This is a genomic window from Rothia aeria (assembly GCF_016726365.1).
GTDB classification, from domain to species: Bacteria; Actinomycetota; Actinomycetes; order Actinomycetales; family Micrococcaceae; genus Rothia; species Rothia aeria.
Map to the genome: position 1 here is coordinate 605,010 of NZ_CP068102.1, position 15,226 is coordinate 620,235.

13 protein-coding genes are annotated in these 15,226 nt (G+C 55.9%); 4 read left to right on the plus strand and 9 right to left on the minus strand.

Annotated elements, in window-relative coordinates; translation table 11 throughout:
* Nucleotides 1-15: 15 nt before the first annotated feature.
* From mraZ to dinB, 3 genes are all read right to left on the minus strand, one after another.
* The gene (gene mraZ / locus I6I94_RS02515; protein WP_006888897.1) at nt 16-444 is read right to left on the minus strand and encodes a division/cell wall cluster transcriptional repressor MraZ; all 429 of its coding nucleotides are present in this window, start codon (nt 442-444) and stop codon (nt 16-18) included.
* 625 nt (nt 445-1,069) lie between these two features.
* A complete protein-coding gene (locus I6I94_RS02520) occupies nt 1,070-1,468 on the minus strand; it encodes a DUF3040 domain-containing protein (protein ID WP_023134584.1) in 399 nt (132 codons plus the stop codon).
* 310 nt (nt 1,469-1,778) lie between these two features.
* Nucleotides 1,779-3,116, minus strand: a complete 1,338-nt coding sequence (dinB, locus tag I6I94_RS02525; RefSeq protein ID WP_174232410.1) for a DNA polymerase IV — start codon at nt 3,114-3,116, stop codon at nt 1,779-1,781.
* 224 nt (nt 3,117-3,340) lie between these two features.
* On the opposite strand from dinB, the gene I6I94_RS02530 reads away from it, so the two are divergent.
* Nucleotides 3,341-4,474 carry a polyprenyl synthetase family protein gene (locus tag I6I94_RS02530; RefSeq protein WP_126926542.1) on the plus strand — a complete coding sequence of 378 codons (1,134 nt, stop codon included), beginning with the start codon at nt 3,341-3,343 and terminating at the stop codon, nt 4,472-4,474.
* 111 nt (nt 4,475-4,585) lie between these two features.
* Here I6I94_RS02530 and I6I94_RS02535 read toward each other — a convergent pair whose 3' ends face one another.
* Nucleotides 4,586-4,954, minus strand: a complete 369-nt coding sequence (locus I6I94_RS02535; RefSeq protein ID WP_006888853.1) for an Rv2175c family DNA-binding protein — start codon at nt 4,952-4,954, stop codon at nt 4,586-4,588.
* A gap of 195 nt (nt 4,955-5,149) precedes the next feature.
* Between I6I94_RS02535 and I6I94_RS02540 the strand changes: the two genes are divergently transcribed.
* Nucleotides 5,150-6,700: a serine/threonine-protein kinase gene (locus I6I94_RS02540; protein WP_128087629.1), complete on the plus strand. Its 1,551-nt coding sequence runs from the start codon at nt 5,150-5,152 to the stop codon at nt 6,698-6,700.
* Between the two features lie 85 nt (nt 6,701-6,785).
* Here the strand turns inward: I6I94_RS02540 and I6I94_RS02545 are convergent, their stop codons facing one another.
* Nucleotides 6,786-8,174: a class II 3-deoxy-7-phosphoheptulonate synthase gene (locus I6I94_RS02545; protein WP_128087628.1), complete on the minus strand. Its 1,389-nt coding sequence runs from the start codon at nt 8,172-8,174 to the stop codon at nt 6,786-6,788.
* Between the two features lie 188 nt (nt 8,175-8,362).
* Entirely contained in the window at nt 8,363-9,124 is a 762-nt protein-coding gene (locus I6I94_RS02550; RefSeq protein ID WP_006888851.1) for a lysophospholipid acyltransferase family protein, read from the minus strand.
* Nucleotides 9,125-9,400: 276 nt separating this feature from the next.
* Here I6I94_RS02550 and I6I94_RS02555 point away from each other — a divergent pair, with 276 nt between their 5' ends.
* Nucleotides 9,401-10,240 (plus strand): alpha/beta hydrolase, encoded by an 840-nt coding sequence (locus I6I94_RS02555; protein WP_126499823.1) that lies wholly within the window; start codon nt 9,401-9,403, stop codon nt 10,238-10,240.
* A gap of 19 nt (nt 10,241-10,259) precedes the next feature.
* A complete protein-coding gene (locus tag I6I94_RS02560; protein WP_128087627.1) occupies nt 10,260-12,338 on the plus strand; it encodes an AMP-dependent synthetase/ligase in 2,079 nt (692 codons plus the stop codon).
* 162 nt (nt 12,339-12,500) lie between these two features.
* On the opposite strand, the gene I6I94_RS02565 is transcribed toward I6I94_RS02560, so the two are convergent.
* From I6I94_RS02565 to I6I94_RS02575, 3 genes are all read right to left on the minus strand, one after another.
* Nucleotides 12,501-13,937 (minus strand): mycothione reductase, encoded by a 1,437-nt coding sequence (locus I6I94_RS02565; RefSeq protein WP_128087626.1) that lies wholly within the window; start codon nt 13,935-13,937, stop codon nt 12,501-12,503.
* A 121-nt stretch (nt 13,938-14,058) separates the two neighbouring features.
* On the minus strand, nt 14,059-14,379 hold the full coding sequence (locus I6I94_RS02570; protein ID WP_126853880.1) for an acetyl-CoA carboxylase biotin carboxyl carrier protein subunit: 321 nt from the start codon (nt 14,377-14,379) through the stop codon (nt 14,059-14,061).
* A 9-nt stretch (nt 14,380-14,388) separates the two neighbouring features.
* Nucleotides 14,389-15,201 carry a ParA family protein gene (locus I6I94_RS02575; RefSeq protein ID WP_126853881.1) on the minus strand — a complete coding sequence of 271 codons (813 nt, stop codon included), beginning with the start codon at nt 15,199-15,201 and terminating at the stop codon, nt 14,389-14,391.
* Nucleotides 15,202-15,226: the final 25 nt, after the last annotated feature.

The window sequence follows — 15,226 nt, forward strand, 5'->3', positions numbered from 1 at the left end:
AACAGATGGGGTGGTTTACAGGAAGGGGAAAGGCTCCTCATCCAGTTGTGCAAATTCAGCTTCGGTACGAGCAAGGTACTCGTCCCAAGCCTGAGCGTCCCAGATTTCGGCTCGGGAACCCGCGCCGATGACGACAAGCTCGCGGTCTAACCGAGCGTACTCACGCAACGCCGCCGGGATGGTGACCCGCCCCTGCTTATCGGGCACCTCATCAGATGCGCCCGACAGGAACACACGCATGTAGTCCCGAGCCTGCCGTGAAGACAGTGGCGCTGAACGCATCTGCTCGTGAATACGCTCAAACTCTTCCGCAGAGAACACGTACAAGCAACGTTCCTGTCCGCGGGTGAGCACTAGACCAGCAGAAAGTTCCTCACGAAATTTCGCGGGAAGAATGATGCGCCCTTTGGTGTCTAACCGAGGCGAATACGTCCCTAAAAACACGTACCCACCCCCTCACAGCGCACTTGAACAATCTGCTACCCTCCACTTTACCCCACTTTCCACCACTTAACCCTTTTTAAGCACCCAAATTTTCCCGCAAATTTTAATAAACCTGCACGTCAAGCCCTTGAATCCCGCAGCTTCACCCCAGATAGGACCGTTATTGAGGAGTTCGCCACCCGCTGATTCGACGCACGAATAGCCAACATATTTTGAAAAACCACATCATTGCCCGTTCCACGCAGGCAGTTTTAGAGTTATTGGCGGCAGCAGACACAATCCCGCCGCTACACGGGTTATTGTGGGGCGGTGGAGGATTGTGGAGGGAAAAGTGGAGGAAACATCCTCAGTTTCAGCGTGAGTACCGCTTACGGTGGGGAAAACACCCATAATCAGAAGCTAACGCTAGCTTGGGATAAATACCGGCTCTTAGTACCACCACCCCGGTGTGGCATGTACAGTAGCTGCAAGTACAGCGACCTTTAACGGACAGTGGGGCGGGGCCTCCCTTATGGAAGCCCCGCCCCACCACCAAGTCTGAGGTAGAACACGGTTTAAACGTACCAGCCTATTACCACGGTGGTACCTCACGCCAGCACTGACGTATCACAAGAAGAAAAATATACTAACGCCCCTGTTCGCGCTCATCCCAGCGCTCTTCCAGGCGCTCCATGAGCTTCGATTGTTTGCGCTGTTGCTGCGCCTTCTCAGCGGAGGCACCTTTAGCCTTACCACCTAAGAACGAATCAATAGGGGTTTTCTTACTGGTGGTCGCAAAATACACGCCCCCGGCGGCAACTATAAAGCCGACAATACCAAGCAGAATAATCTTTGAGGCAACCGCCCCAATAATAATGCCCAGCCCAGCAAGCACGCACAGGATACCCAGCACCATGTGGCGGGCGCTAAATACGGGCGCGGTATTGCCCGTCGAAGACATCGAACTTGCAAACTGCGGGTCTTCGGCGTGCATTAACTCCTCAAGCTGATCAAGGACTTTCTGTTCGCGCTCCGAAAGTGCCATAGCATTCTCCTTAAAACCGTGCCCAAAAGCCCTGCCGTCGGCACATATCCACCCCGGGGCAAGACCATCACATGTAGCCTAGCGTACGTTCATCATAGTACCCCTTTTAGGCCCCCAATAGGTACTCTTTCTTGAGCTAAATCTCTGTGTATGTACTGAGAATAAAAGCCGCACTCACCACATCCCTGCGTTGCCGCGGATGCATCAGAGTACCCAGCGGCCCATGAACCTGCCTCAACGCTTAACACTCAGGGGATTTCTAAGCCGTATATTCTTTAAAAGCTCGCACTTCTACGCCTCTCATCCTGCCTTACCCCTGACGATGCTGCACCCTGTGCATATGTGTTCGCCCCGCCGTATACCCCATCAGAGAGGCCGGGCGCACCGCCTCTGCACTAAATCGCGTATGGATGCCGTCAAGGGCACGCTCCACACGACCCCAGTCAGCTTTCTCTGCACCGTCACCTTCCTGTGGGTCCAAGGCAAAAAGCGTCTGCTGCACACCAGAGGCGCATTGTTGCAGCCGCTCGGCGCGTACCCCTATCAACCGTAAAGCCCGTGACGCTTGTTCCTTTTGACCATCACAACTTTTGATCAAAAGCCCCATCGCCCTCAGGGCGGCGCAAGCAATACGATATATCTGCATCCCAGAATCTACAGGCTCAGTTAGGGGTATAGATTTAGTGTGTGTCTCAAAACCTTCATAACGATATTTAATGGTCAGCGCACCGGCGGTTTTCCCTGCTGCGCGCAGCCGCCGCCCCAACCGTAAAGCAATACCCTGCACCGCTCGCTCAATATCTGCGACGCAGCGAGTATCGGCAGCAAAGGTATGTTCAGCTCCCATACTTTTCTCAACACGTTCAGTGACCACCGGACGATGATCAATACCACGAGCAAGAGCATAGAGATGGTTCCCTGCCGCATTACCAAAACGCCCGCACAGCCACTGGGCGTCAAATTCACGCAGCTGTGCCACCGTGTAGATTCCGTATTCGTTCAGCAAAGTGGCGCTTCGCGCCCCCACACCCCACAGTTTATTAACCGGCATAGGATCCAGGAACTCCTGCACCCTGTGGGGTGGCACCACCCACAGCCCATTGGGTTTACTGCCAGTTGAGGCCATTTTGGCAAGAAACTTATTAATAGATATCCCCGCCGAGCAGGGTAGAGACAGCTCGTCTGCAATACGTTCTCGCACCCGCTGTGCTATCGCAACCGGGGATCCGCCGATGGCAGTGGCACCGGTGAGATCAATGAATGCCTCATCAACACTTACTTGTTCCACAAGCGGGCTTTCATCCCGCAGTATTCGCATGACCGCACGAGAGTAAAAGCCGTAATCACCCCGCAGAGGCAGAATAGTTGCCTGTGGGCTCAGGCGTTTAGCACGTGCCAGCGGCATACCCGAATGAACACCCGAGTCTCGAGCCTCATAGGAAGCAGAACATACCACTGAGCGCGGGCCCTCATGCGCCACAATAATAGGAGTTCCGTGTAATTCTGGTTTATTCAGCAGCTCTACGTTGACAAAAAATGCGTCCATATCAAGATGCATCATGATGCGGGGCTTCTCGCTTCGGTCATCAGCGGTATTCCCCCGCTGGAAGCGAGATGTATTAAAGATGTTTTTTACGTTCTCAGACATTCCACCCCCTTGATAGAGGGAGGCCCTGGATGACTATTGTGCCTCAGCTTTGATGTATCTTCAGCCTCCCACCACCCCATAATAGCATATATATTCTATATAGTATTCTTGTTCTATAAAAAATCGAGTTGGCTAGCCCCACGCGAAAATACCGCGAATTATGGGAGATAGCATAAGCTAGATGGGTATCGACCACCGCCAGATATATATCGACGGGAGCAACAATGGCTACGCAGAGCGCGTTTGAAACGCAAATTCAGGCCGAACAGCAGGCATATCTGCAAGAGGTTGAGGCCGAAATGGCGCGTTTTTTTACCCAACAGCGCGAGATGCTCTCCAATATTTCACCAGATGCACTCAGCCTGTTAGCAGCCATTGAAGCGCTCTCCACAGGTGGTAAAAGGCTGCGTGCGCTACTGAGCTACTGGGGATGGCGCGGCGCAGGTGGGGTGAGTATTCTTGAGGACCCAAAGCCCCTGTCGGTGGTGCGTATAGGGGTGGCCATTGAACTGTTTCAATCCGCTGCGCTCATCCACGACGATATTATTGACCGTTCCGATACTCGGCGTGGAGCACCCGCTGTGCACAAGCGTTTTGAGAACCAGCATAAAAGTAGTGCCTGGCGCGGCGATACTTTTAACTATGGTCTTACGGGGGGTATTATCGCCGGAGATCTGTGCCTATCGTGGTCGGAGACAATGTTTGCGCGCACGGGGGTGGGCTCCCTACCAGACCGCACCGCACGAACTGTTTTCGATACGATGCGCACCGAAGTCATGGCCGGGCAATACCTGGATGTGCTCTCGGAAGTCATCGATTCCGAAGATTATGATGCGGCACTACAGCGTGCCCAGAACGTGATCCGTTATAAGTCAGCCAAATATTCATGCGAGCACCCGCTGACTCTTGGCGGCGCTCTAGCCCTTGATGCACAGCAGAACCAGCACCACCCCATTCTTAATGCGTACCACAGCTTCGGCTTACCCCTGGGTGAAGGCTTTCAGCTGCGTGATGATCAGCTGGGGGTGTTCGGTGAGCCTGAAACCACTGGAAAACCTGCCGGGGATGATATTCGGGAAGGAAAACGCACCGTACTGGTGGCACTTACGGAAAAGAATGCGGATCAGGCGGGACGGTCCCTGCTTGAGACATGCTTGGGGAACCCGAACCTAGATGTTCACGATGTTCAGCGGGTGCGTGGTCTCATGCTTTCTTGTGGTGCAGTGGCGCAGCTTGAGGAACTCATTGCCCGCAAGTCTGCTGCCATTGATACGGCGCTGGCTGCTTTACCGGTACCGGAGCAGGTACGGGAAGCCTTAGAAGCTATTGCAGCAAAAGCGCTGCATCGAGCCGCGTAACTGTAAAAGGTGGAGGGGACCACTCCATCATGCGGGTGGCCCCTCCACCGTCACTAGTTTGAGAAAAGCGCCCAAGTACTCAACGGCGCGCGGTTTTATCGGACTTGGGTTTTACCAGGCTAAGGCCTGTGCGCGGCGGCGGATTTCCGTCTTCTGCCCGTTAATGAGCGCATCAATGGGACGTCCCGGCAGAGAATCATCCGCAGTGTAGAGCCAGGTGATGGCTTCCTCGTCGCTAAAACCAGCGTCTTTGAGCACTACTAAGGTGCCTTTGAGAGATTCGAGCACATGATCGCCGTTGAGAAAAAGCGCGGGTACTTTACGCACATTCGTGTCTGGTTCGCGCAGGGCTACAAGAGTGCCATCTGAGATAAGGTTGTGCACTCGAGTAACTTTCAAATCAAGTGCCTCGGCAATATCGGGAATAGTGACCCAGTCACCTACAAGGGCAAAGGTCTGTACAGTTTTTTCGCTACTCACCTTTTAAGAGTGCCAGAATCTACCCAATTTTGCCTACTTATGCGCCGCCATTATTGCCGGTTCTGTTATGGTGTGTGGTCCGGGCTCTATTACTTGGCCGGTTTTACCCTCTTTACCTATGAATCCGCTGTATCTTTGCTCAGTGAGAGTTGTCCATGCAGCATGGACACCACATATCCCCTAGAATCGTAGATAATGAATCCTCCCCCATCTTCAACACCATCTTCTTCCCCCGCGAGTTCTGCGACGCGGGGGCGTGACTGGTTAAACGGCATCATCTTCGATGAACACTACTTGGCTGGCCCGCTCATTGCTGGCGGCGGTATGGCCGAAGTGTATTATGCGACCGACACATGGCTCAACGATTCCCCGGTGGCTATTAAAATTCTGAAACCTGAACTGGCTGCTTCGCCAGAGAATCAGCGCAAGTTTTACAGTGAAGAGTCATCGCTACGGCAGATGGGCGGCGGACATGTGATCGGCGTGCTTTCCTCAGGTGAACAGACGGTACGCGGGCAGAAGCTACGATACATTGTCATGGAGTACGTGCACGGGTGTACTCTAGGCCAGCTGCTGCGGGAGCGCGGTGCCCTATCTGTGGGGGAAGCCCTGCAAATTCTACTGCCGGTAGTGGAGGGACTGTCTGAGGCTCATGCGCGACGGCTGGTACACAGCGATATTAAACCCGGCAATATTTTGTTGGATGTGACCGAAACGGTGAAACTGGCAGACTTCGGGTTGACGCGCCGCGACGACCAGGCACTCACCGGTGAGATTATGGGCACCCCCGCATACGCCGCACCGGAACTGGTCAAAGGCCAGCAGACGGGTGCACCCGCCGATATTTTTGCCTTGGGCGTGATGATGTACCTCATGTTCGCCGGGCATCTGCCGTTTGATGGCATCGCCAACAGCAGCGAGGTTCACCGTTACAATGCAAACGTCGAAATCCCGCCCGTCGCGGAGGCTGCTCCCGGCCTAGATCCAGGGCTTGCGGGGCTCATTAGCTGGTGTACCCGTCAGCAGCCTGAAGACCGTCCAGAGAACGCGCTTGAAGTTCTAACCGATCTGCGGGATGTGACGGCCCACATGAGCGAGGAAGAGCTTGCCTGGCGCACTCCCCTCGTGGAGGAACCTGAAGTTCCGCTATGGGAGGCTGTGGAACACATCGCTGAGACTACGGGGTTGGCCCAGATGGTGCACAACAGCCCCATCAGTGGTATTGGCCGTGCTGAGGATCTGCTGGTGGGCACTAACCGGCGGGCCCAGCCTGCAAAACCTGTGCTGCCCATGGAAGAATACGTTCCGCTCTCGATCGGTATCGGCCCTGAAACCCGGCCGGTAAACCCTGCTTTAGCGCGTGGCGATATCCCTCTGGGCGGCCAGCGGTCCTTGGACGGTTCCTCGGCGCGGATGCATTATGGCGCGCTGCGCCCAGAGCTTGCTCAGCGTTCCCCGAATAATGTCTTTGGACTTCCACGCACCCCACCGGGCCCTAACCGTTCCCCACAGCGCAGGCCAGCATCGCATCCGCAAGCGCGGCCCGGCCCGCGTCCTTTCCCCCGTAACAGGAGGCTCCCGGCTGAACGGCTAGGTCCGCCACCGTCACCATTTACAGTAGTGACGGGAGTGGTCGTACTCTTGGTGGCCCTAGTTTTGGCAGGGTTCGTGGGGTGGCTGCTGGCCCAGTCGGTATTACAGAGCACGTGGTGGGCTAACCTGTCACAAATGTTTGGTGGGCTCTAATCCCCCACACCTCATACGTTCAAGGCCGATGGGCTGCCCTCTTTAGGACGGCTCATCGGCCTCATCATACGTTATGTGGGTGTGCTTAACGCATAGTATTACCCAGTTGGCGCACGTACTGGCTCTTCAGGTACTCAGATACCAAGAATGCGATCTCCAGAGACTGTGAATGGTTCAGTCGCGGGTCGCACAGCGATTCGTAGCGGTTAGCCAGTGCTGCCTCATCCACGGGGTCTGAGCCGCCCAAACACTCGGTGACGTCATCCCCAGTCATTTCAACGTGGATGCCACCGGGGAAAGAGCCCAGGGACTCATGCACCTCAAAGAAGCCGCGCACCTCATCCAGGATATCGTCAAACCGGCGGGTTTTAATCCCCGATGGAACCGATATAGTGTTGCCGTGCATGGGGTCGGTAACCCACACGACCTTCGCCCCGGATGCATTAACCCCCTCAACGAGAGCGGGAAGTTTTTCACGAATGTTCTTTGCCCCCATGCGGGTGATAAAAGTAAGACGACCGGGCTCCCGTTCAGGGTCGAGCTTGTCGATAAGAGCTAGTGCGTCATCGGTGGTGGTGCTGGGGCCCAGCTTAACACCGATGGGGTTACGCACCTTAGAGAGGAAGTCTACGTGGGCGTCGTTAATTCCTCGGGTGCGTTCGCCAATCCACAAAAAGTGTGCGGACGTGTCATACGGTTGGTGGGTACGCGAATCGATGCGTGTGAGGGCACGTTCAAAATCAAGCACCAGTGCCTCGTGGCCCACGTACAGGTCGGTGGTGGTCAACGCGTTAAAGTCCACCCCGCAGGCTTCCATAAATTTGAGGGCACGGCCTATTTCACGCGCAGTTTCTTCATAGCGGGCATGCGCAGGGTTTTCGGTAAACCCGCGGTTCCACTGGTGTACGGAACGCAGATCGGCAAAACCGCCCTTCGTGAAAGCCCGCACCAGGTTCAGGGTTGCCGAGGAGGTGTGGTACCCGCGCAGCATCCGCTTGGGGTCGTGAGTGCGCGCCTCTGCTGTGAACTCATGACCGTTAACGGTTTCTCCACGGAACGAAGGCAGGGTAACACCGTCACGGGTTTCCACATCCGAGGAGCGGGGTTTAGAGAACTGCCCGGCAATGCGGCCCATCTTAACCACAGGCATAGAGGCCCCATAGGTCAGCACCGCTGCCATCTGTAGGATGGTGCGAACACGGCCTGAAATTTTATCGGCGGTGGCTCCCGCGAACGTTTCGGCGCAGTCTCCGCCCTGAAGCAGAAAAGCACGACCTTCAGCGACTTCAGCAAGTTGATGGCGCATCGAGTCTACTTCCCCCGCAAAGACCAGCGGGGGCAGCTTTTCGAGTTCTGCCACTGTGGGCGCGTAGTCGGGATGATCCGCCCAGGTAGGCTGCTGGTCAGCATTAAGGGTGCGCCAAATATCCAGCCCATGGTCGCTGGGCTGTTGCGGGCGAATCGTGTTGCTCATGTATGTTGTCTCGCTCTATCACTCAGGTTGGGTTGTCTGCGGTTGCGGTACCCCATAGCTAAAACCATGAGGCAGTACTACGTTATTGTACTCCCGCTATGGGCAAGACGGTACGGAGCGGTCATGTTTTTATCTCGCTGCGTGAAATCACACGCCACAAAGCGGCCCGTACAACCGAAATGTGGCTGTTAGTGTGTGAGAAGACTAGCTACTGCGGTTTGGGCGCTCCACCCATGAGCCGCCATAAGCCGTTTAACTTTGTCGGCGGGCACAGGCACGTACTGCTGCCCCGAGAGGGCGCGAATAGCCTCAGCAATCTGATCGGTCACAGCCCTGAGCGTGGCGTGGTCATTAGCTTTATCCTGCAAATGCGCGAACTCCAACGGTTTACCAATAATAGTGCGTACCGTAATGGGTTTCCCATTATGCCGAAAACGTGGCCTGTTCGTCCCGGCTGGCTGTATTAGGTCGGTGCCCAGCTGACCCACAGGTACCACGGGCGCACCAGATTCCAATGCAAGACGCGCCACCCCAATTTTAGGGCGGTAGTAGCGTCCGTCAGGACTGCGGGTTCCTTCAGGGTAGATGCCGAGCACTCCCCCTGCACGAAGTACCTTTAGACCCGCTTCTAAAGAAGCCCTGCTTTTCTCCCCACCCGAACGATCCATAGGAAGCTGGCCCACGCTGCGGAAGAAAGCTGCCATTGCACGCCCTTTAAAGCCGGGGGTAGTGAAATAGTCGCTTTTCGCTAAGAAATTTACGGTGGGTTTAACCGCAAGCGGAATAAACACCGAATCGCAGAAGGCTAAGTGGTTACTGGCAATAATGGCTGGACCATTGGGCATGTTTTCAGCACCTATGACTTCATGCGGCCAGATCCGCCGGACAGTGGGGTCGCTTATTGCTTTAAGTACCGCATATACGGGTGTTGTGGCGGGGTGTGTGACCACAGTTTTCTCCTGGAGTGTTTCCGGTTATTGAACGCGGCACGGTTCGATTAATTCACACCGGTGTGCGTCATCGGAGGGGCGAGTGCCTTCCTAGTAGATTGTAGCCGGGTACCAGGGGGTCCATTGGGTGTTATACAGCCCATTTTCACCTGCCAGTTACCTGTGAATCGCACGAAATCACGCTCACAGCTCAATAGCGTGAGTTTTTATCTCACCTTGAAAGCAATAATAGTGCTAGATATTAAGTGTGGGGTTACACAGCTTCCTGGGGGATGTATGAATATTTTTGAGAACTCGTTAGAGCCGGTGCGTCGGATACGCCGCAAAGTACACGAGAGGCAACAGACAGGTGGGGTGCCTGCGCAGCAGCCGGACTTTAACCACGAACCGCTGTCGTCCCCCGCAGACCCCAAAAAGTATGCGGGTGACTTAGGTATCCTCATCGTGCACGGGTTCACAGGCTCTCCGCACAGTCTGCACCCGTTAGCAGCGTATTTAGCAGAGAAAGGGTACCCGGTGGAGTTACCCCGCTTACCCGGCCACGGAACTCACTGGCGTGATATGGCAGTCACCCACTACACCGATTGGATAGATAGTGTTGAGCAGGCGTACGAGCGGCTCACTGGTGCGGGATATCGAGTAATTGTTATCGGTATGTCTATGGGTGGATGCCTTGCCGCGCACCTTGCGGCACGCCGCCCGGTTGCTGGCACAGTGCTTATTAACCCGTTCTTTGTTGATGTCAACCCGCTCATGCGCATTGCCCACCGGGTGGCACCAGTGCTGCCGGTAATGCGCTCAATAGGGTCCGATATTGCCGTGCCGGGTGTAGATGAAGGGGCATATGCACGCACTCCCACCGCGTCTATCCGGCAGCTGCACCTGCTGGGGGTAGAAACCCGCGAGCTACTGCCGAAACTGCATGCACCTGTACTGTACTTGCGCTCCGTATCAGACCACACCGTTACTGACGCGTCACACCGCTATTTTCTGCAACATGTCTCGGCATCGGTAGAATTTAAATGGCTCACCCGTAGCTACCATGTGGCGACCCTTGATTACGATGCCGAGCTTGTTAAAGAATTCACACACAAATTTGTACAGTCCTTAAGCTAGGGCGTGGAAGGCGTAACTCATGAAGGTTTTCTCTGTTCCAGCAGAGGTAATGTGCGACCCGCAGCTGAATATCACCAGCATCTTAGAACGCCGTTGCGCTGACACTACCAACCCGTTGTTGTATCGCTGGCAGATGTCACCGGGGAATTGGCAGCCGGTGCGGGCCCGCGAATTTCGGGCCATGGTGGTGGCGGTGGCTAAAGGGCTGATCGCCTCCGGTATTGTTCCCGGAGATCGTATCGGCATTATGAGCCGCACCCGGTTCGAATGGACTCTCATTGACTTCGCTATCTGGTATGCGGGAGCCGTCTCTGTTCCCGTGTATGAGACGAGCGCGCCCGCCCAGGCGGCGTGGGCTCTTTCTCACTCCGAAGCGAAAGCAGTTTTCGTTGAGGACGATAAGCTGGCTGGTGTTATCGAACAGGCGAACAGCATTGAGCCGTTGCACCTTGAAAACACCTGGGTTATTAATAACGGGGCCCTGGATGCGCTCATTACGGCCGGGCTCAACGTGCCGGAAGAAGCAGTGTATACGGCACGTGACACCGCCACCTGCAGCTCCCTGGCAACTATTGTGTACACCTCAGGTACCACCGGCAGGCCGAAGGGGTGCCCGCTAACACACGGGCATTTCCTGAACCTGAGCGTAAACACCAAACTGGCGGAACCAGAGATTGCGAATCCCCATAATTCCTCTATTATTTTTCTGCCGTTGGCGCATGTGCTCGCCAGGCTGATTCAGATATTGGCGATGGACGCGGGCGTACAGATTGGGCATTCCCCCAATATTAAAAACCTCGCTGCCGATCTGGACAGTTTTAAACCGACTATGCTGCTGGTAGTGCCCCGCGTGTTTGAGAAAATCTATGAGGGGGCGAAGGCTAAAGCAGCTAAAGGCGGAACGCTCAACAAAGCCCTATTTGACCGCTCAGTGAAGGTTGCTGTTGAGTGGTCGCGCGCTAAAATTTCCGGTCGGGTTCCCCTCGCGTTGGCGGCCCAGTACACGTTCTACGATAGGCTCGTGTATGCGAAGCTGCGAGCGGCGATGGGCGGGCAGCTAAAGTACGCCGTCTCGGGTGGTGGCCCGTTATCCGATACTCTAGGCCACTTCTTCCACGCTGTAGGTATCCGGGTGGTTGAAGGGTACGGTCTCACGGAGACTTGCGCGCCGATTGCAGCGGGGCGTATTAGCGAGTTCCAGATCGGGGCCATCGGCCCGCTCTTACCGGGAGCGCAGGGGCGTATTGCCGAAGACGGCGAACTGCAGGTGCGCGGCGTGGGTGTGATCGATGGATACTATAAGAACCCTCAGGAAGACGCCACCGCATTTACTGAAGACGGCTGGTTTAAAACCGGGGACCTGGCCCGCTTTGATGAACGCGGCAACCTGACGATTGTGGGCCGTAAGAAAGAAATTATTGTGACTGCGGGCGGTAAAAATGTGGTACCGTCCGTGGCGGAAGATCACATCCGTACCTCCCCCTTGGTATCTCAGGCAATGTTGGTGGGAGATCAGAAACCATTTATTGCCGCGCTGGTGACGCTTGACCCGGATACGCTGCCGGAGCAGCTGGAACACCTGGGCTTACCGCGTGCCATGAGCATCCCCGAGGCAGCGGTGCACCCGAAGGTGCGTGAGGCAGTGCAGATGTTTATTGACGAGGCAAACCTGCTGGTGTCTCGGGCAGAGGCAGTGCGTGAATTTCGCATCATGAACAAAGACCTGACGGAAGCCGACGGTTACCTGACGCCATCGCAGAAGCTTAAACGCTCAAAGATTCTGAAAGATTTCTCCGCATATGTGGACGATATGTACAGCCGGGTCTCCAGCGATATGGGTGTGCGTCTAGAGCGGCTGCAGGAGATAAAAGAGCAGGCGTCCGAGAAACTGCACGAATACGCGGAGCAGGCCAGCGAACGCATTGAGGAGCTCAGGGAGCAGGCCAGTGAGAGGCTGCAGGGGTATCAGGCTGCGCGAGCGCAGAAAACCGAAAGTACCGAGCAGGTTGAGACGACTGCTGTGACCTCTGACGGCCCCAAGGATACCGCTGTGATCGAAGCAGCAGAGGATGACACTTCTCGCTCCCACGAGCAATAAGTTCGGCCTTGGGCCGGAACGGTCGGGTGCCGCATGTACGCAATGTGCGCTGACGGCTGCCAGGTATATGTTTCCCAGAAGATGTATGCCGCAGGGCAGGCTTTCCCACCGAGTCTCCTCAAACCGGGAAAACTTGCCCTGCGGCATATTTTGCAGCTATAGCTATGCGTTGATTTCAAGCCCCAGCAGAGCGTTCTCAACAACTTCAGTCAGTGCGGGGTGAATCCAGTACTGGCCGCGGGCCATCTCGCGCACCCCCAGCCCGAAGCTCATCGCTTGAATGAGCGGCTGAATGAGCACGGATGACTCCTCGCCCACCAGCGCCGCCCCCAGCAGCTGACCGGTATCTTTACGGGCGATCAGCTTGCACAGCCCCACTTTATCCTCCATCGCCCAGCCATAGGCGGTATCCCCAAACTCCTGGCTTTTAACGGTCACCTCAAAGCCTTCACGTTCACCGGCGGCACGCGCTTGCTCCTCGGTGAGGCCCACATACGCCAGCTGCGGGTGGCTGAACACAGCCGCGGGCACAAAGCGGTGGTCGCTGGCGCGTAGCTCATTCGGGTGGGACAGGTTATGCTGCACGATGCGCGCCTCGTGGTTAGCAACATGTTTAAGCTGATATGGGGAGGAGATATCCCCCAGCGCAAAAACGCCTTCAACGGGGGCGCCGTTGTACAGTACCCGCTGATACTCGTCCACACCAATAAGGCCGCGGGCATCTACATCAAAGAACTTCTCAGCATGCAGGCTATCACTATTTGGACGCCGCCCGGTAGCCACCAGCACCTTATCGGCAACCACATCAACTAGTTCGCCGTCGTTCTCAAGAACCACGGTTACTGAGTCGTCATCATTTTGACGGATCTCGATGAGAGAGTGCTCCAGCAGCAGATTCCACTGTTGAGATGCGGCTTGGGCGAAACGGTTCACAACCTCCTCATCCACGCCGCGCAGCAGGCGGGCTGACCGGTTCGCCTGGGTTACCTCAACGCCCAGCGCTGAGAAAACATGTGCGAACTCTGCGGCCACTACCCCGCCGCCAAGCACCACCATACGCTGCGGTAGGTGTTCCATTCGCATCACGGTATCATTTGTGAGCACCTGCGGCAGGTTAATTCCGGGCACGTCGGGGCGCGTGGCGCGTGAACCGGCGGCGATAACCACCTGCTTACCGTGGATCTTCCGGCCCGATGCAGTCTGCAGGGTGTGCCGGCCGGTAAAGTGCGCATACTCTGGGTAGAAGTCAACGTTCGGCAGGTTAGCACGCCATTGGCGGCCAGCCTCAGAAATCTTATCGATTCGGTGTGGGAAAATGCGGTCGCGCATGTTCTGCCACGAAATGTTTTGCACGGATGCTTCAACGCCAAGCTCAGCAACTTCTTGCGTTTTAACTGCCACGGTGGCCGGATACACAAACATTTTTGTGGGGATACACCCCACGTTTAGGCAGGTGCCGCCAAATATACCGCCGTCAATAATGGCGACTGTCTTATCATCCCACTCGGGTCCAATAATGCTATTGCCCGACCCAGAGCCGATCACTACAAGGTCGTACTGTGCCACCCCGTCAATGACTTCGAGGTCTTTAATGCTCATGCGCTCCTACCTTTATCATGTGGTGGTCCCGGGCCTGCCGGTTCTCGGGTTTGCCAGTTTCTTGGGCCTCAGGTGCCCTTCGTATCATTCTAACGGTAGCTATAACACGGGGACTTAGGTTTTATTCCGGCACTATAGTCAGTAGCAGCTGCCCACCAGTTACGTATGAGCCATCGGTGTGGGTAATACGCCCAACCCGACCGTGCGTCCGAGCCGTTACCAGAGTTTCCACTTTAAGGGCTTCGACGATGGCGAGCTTCTGTCCCGCGTCCACATGCTCGCCCTGACCCACGAGCAGAGTCAGGTACCCGGCGAACGGTGCACACACTATAGTGGGCCCCAGATCATCCTGGTTTGAGTGTAGAGTATGTTCGTTTGGGCGCTGCGGCGAGTTGCTGTTCTGCGGCATGAAGAAGTCCTTTACTTTCTGCGGCTCTTTCATATCCAACGGCTACAGGGCGGCGACAAGCCCCGTGAGCAGGCGGGTGAAACGGGTTGCCGGGTCCACGGCTTCCTCATCGGGCCAGTAATGGATAGGAAAAGCCGCGCCTTGGGCTCGTTGTACCGCTGAGCTTTCCCACAGGGTTGGCTCAACCACGAGACCACCGAAGAGGGTACGCATTTCTTCGCGGCGGTACAGGTGCTCAGGGTCATTAGGGCGCATCCTATTAATGATGACCGCAGCCCCCTCAATATCTTGTTCGTTATTGTCCTTAAAACGGGCGATGCCGCGTAGCGTGCGTTCGGTTCCGGCAACCGAAAAAAGGGAAGGTTCCGCGATAGAAAGTATCCGCTGGCTGGCAGCCCACCCCACCGAGGTGAGGGTTCCCATAAAAGGAGGACAGTCAATGAGCACCAGATCGTAGGTAGCGTCAGTCGCGCGGATAAGTTTCCGCACCCGCTCACTGTAGGAGACATGCTGCCGGGTATCGAAGAGGATTGACCGGGCAGAGCCGCGCGCCACCTGTATCTCGCCGGTAGTGGCGGGGTGGCTGGTTAAGAGCGTAGTGGCACCGGCGTGACGGTTCCACCCAGATGGGCCGACTGAGGCCGTGAACGCGTCCTCTTCGTCTCCATCCATGATGGAGGCAATATCGGGGGTGGTAGGGGCAACGTCCAACCCTGTGCTGGCGTCTGCGTGTGGGTCAAGGTCTATTACGAGAGTCTTGAGCCCACCATGTAGCGCGGCAGATGCCAAACCGAGTGTTATGGAAGTTTTGCCTACGCCGCCTTTGAGGCTACTGATACTGACGATTCTAGGCATTGAGAGTATATTTCCGTTGAGTATT

Excerpts from the sequence above, each read along its gene's own strand:
- I6I94_RS02520 (WP_023134584.1), bottom strand. The coding sequence starts at position 1,468 with ATGGCACTTTCGGAGCGCGAACAGAAAGTCCTTGATCAGCTTGAGGAG.
- dinB (WP_174232410.1), bottom strand. The coding sequence starts at position 3,116 with ATGTCTGAGAACGTAAAAAACATCTTTAATACATCTCGCTTCCAGCGG.
- I6I94_RS02530 (WP_126926542.1), top strand. The coding sequence starts at position 3,341 with ATGGCTACGCAGAGCGCGTTTGAAACGCAAATTCAGGCCGAACAGCAG.
- I6I94_RS02540 (WP_128087629.1), top strand. The coding sequence starts at position 5,150 with ATGAATCCTCCCCCATCTTCAACACCATCTTCTTCCCCCGCGAGTTCT.
- I6I94_RS02545 (WP_128087628.1), bottom strand. The coding sequence starts at position 8,174 with ATGAGCAACACGATTCGCCCGCAACAGCCCAGCGACCATGGGCTGGAT.
- I6I94_RS02555 (WP_126499823.1), top strand. The coding sequence starts at position 9,401 with ATGAATATTTTTGAGAACTCGTTAGAGCCGGTGCGTCGGATACGCCGC.
- I6I94_RS02560 (WP_128087627.1), top strand. The coding sequence starts at position 10,260 with ATGAAGGTTTTCTCTGTTCCAGCAGAGGTAATGTGCGACCCGCAGCTG.
- I6I94_RS02565 (WP_128087626.1), bottom strand. The coding sequence starts at position 13,937 with ATGAGCATTAAAGACCTCGAAGTCATTGACGGGGTGGCACAGTACGAC.
- I6I94_RS02570 (WP_126853880.1), bottom strand. The coding sequence starts at position 14,379 with ATGAAAGAGCCGCAGAAAGTAAAGGACTTCTTCATGCCGCAGAACAGC.
- I6I94_RS02575 (WP_126853881.1), bottom strand. The coding sequence starts at position 15,201 with ATGCCTAGAATCGTCAGTATCAGTAGCCTCAAAGGCGGCGTAGGCAAA.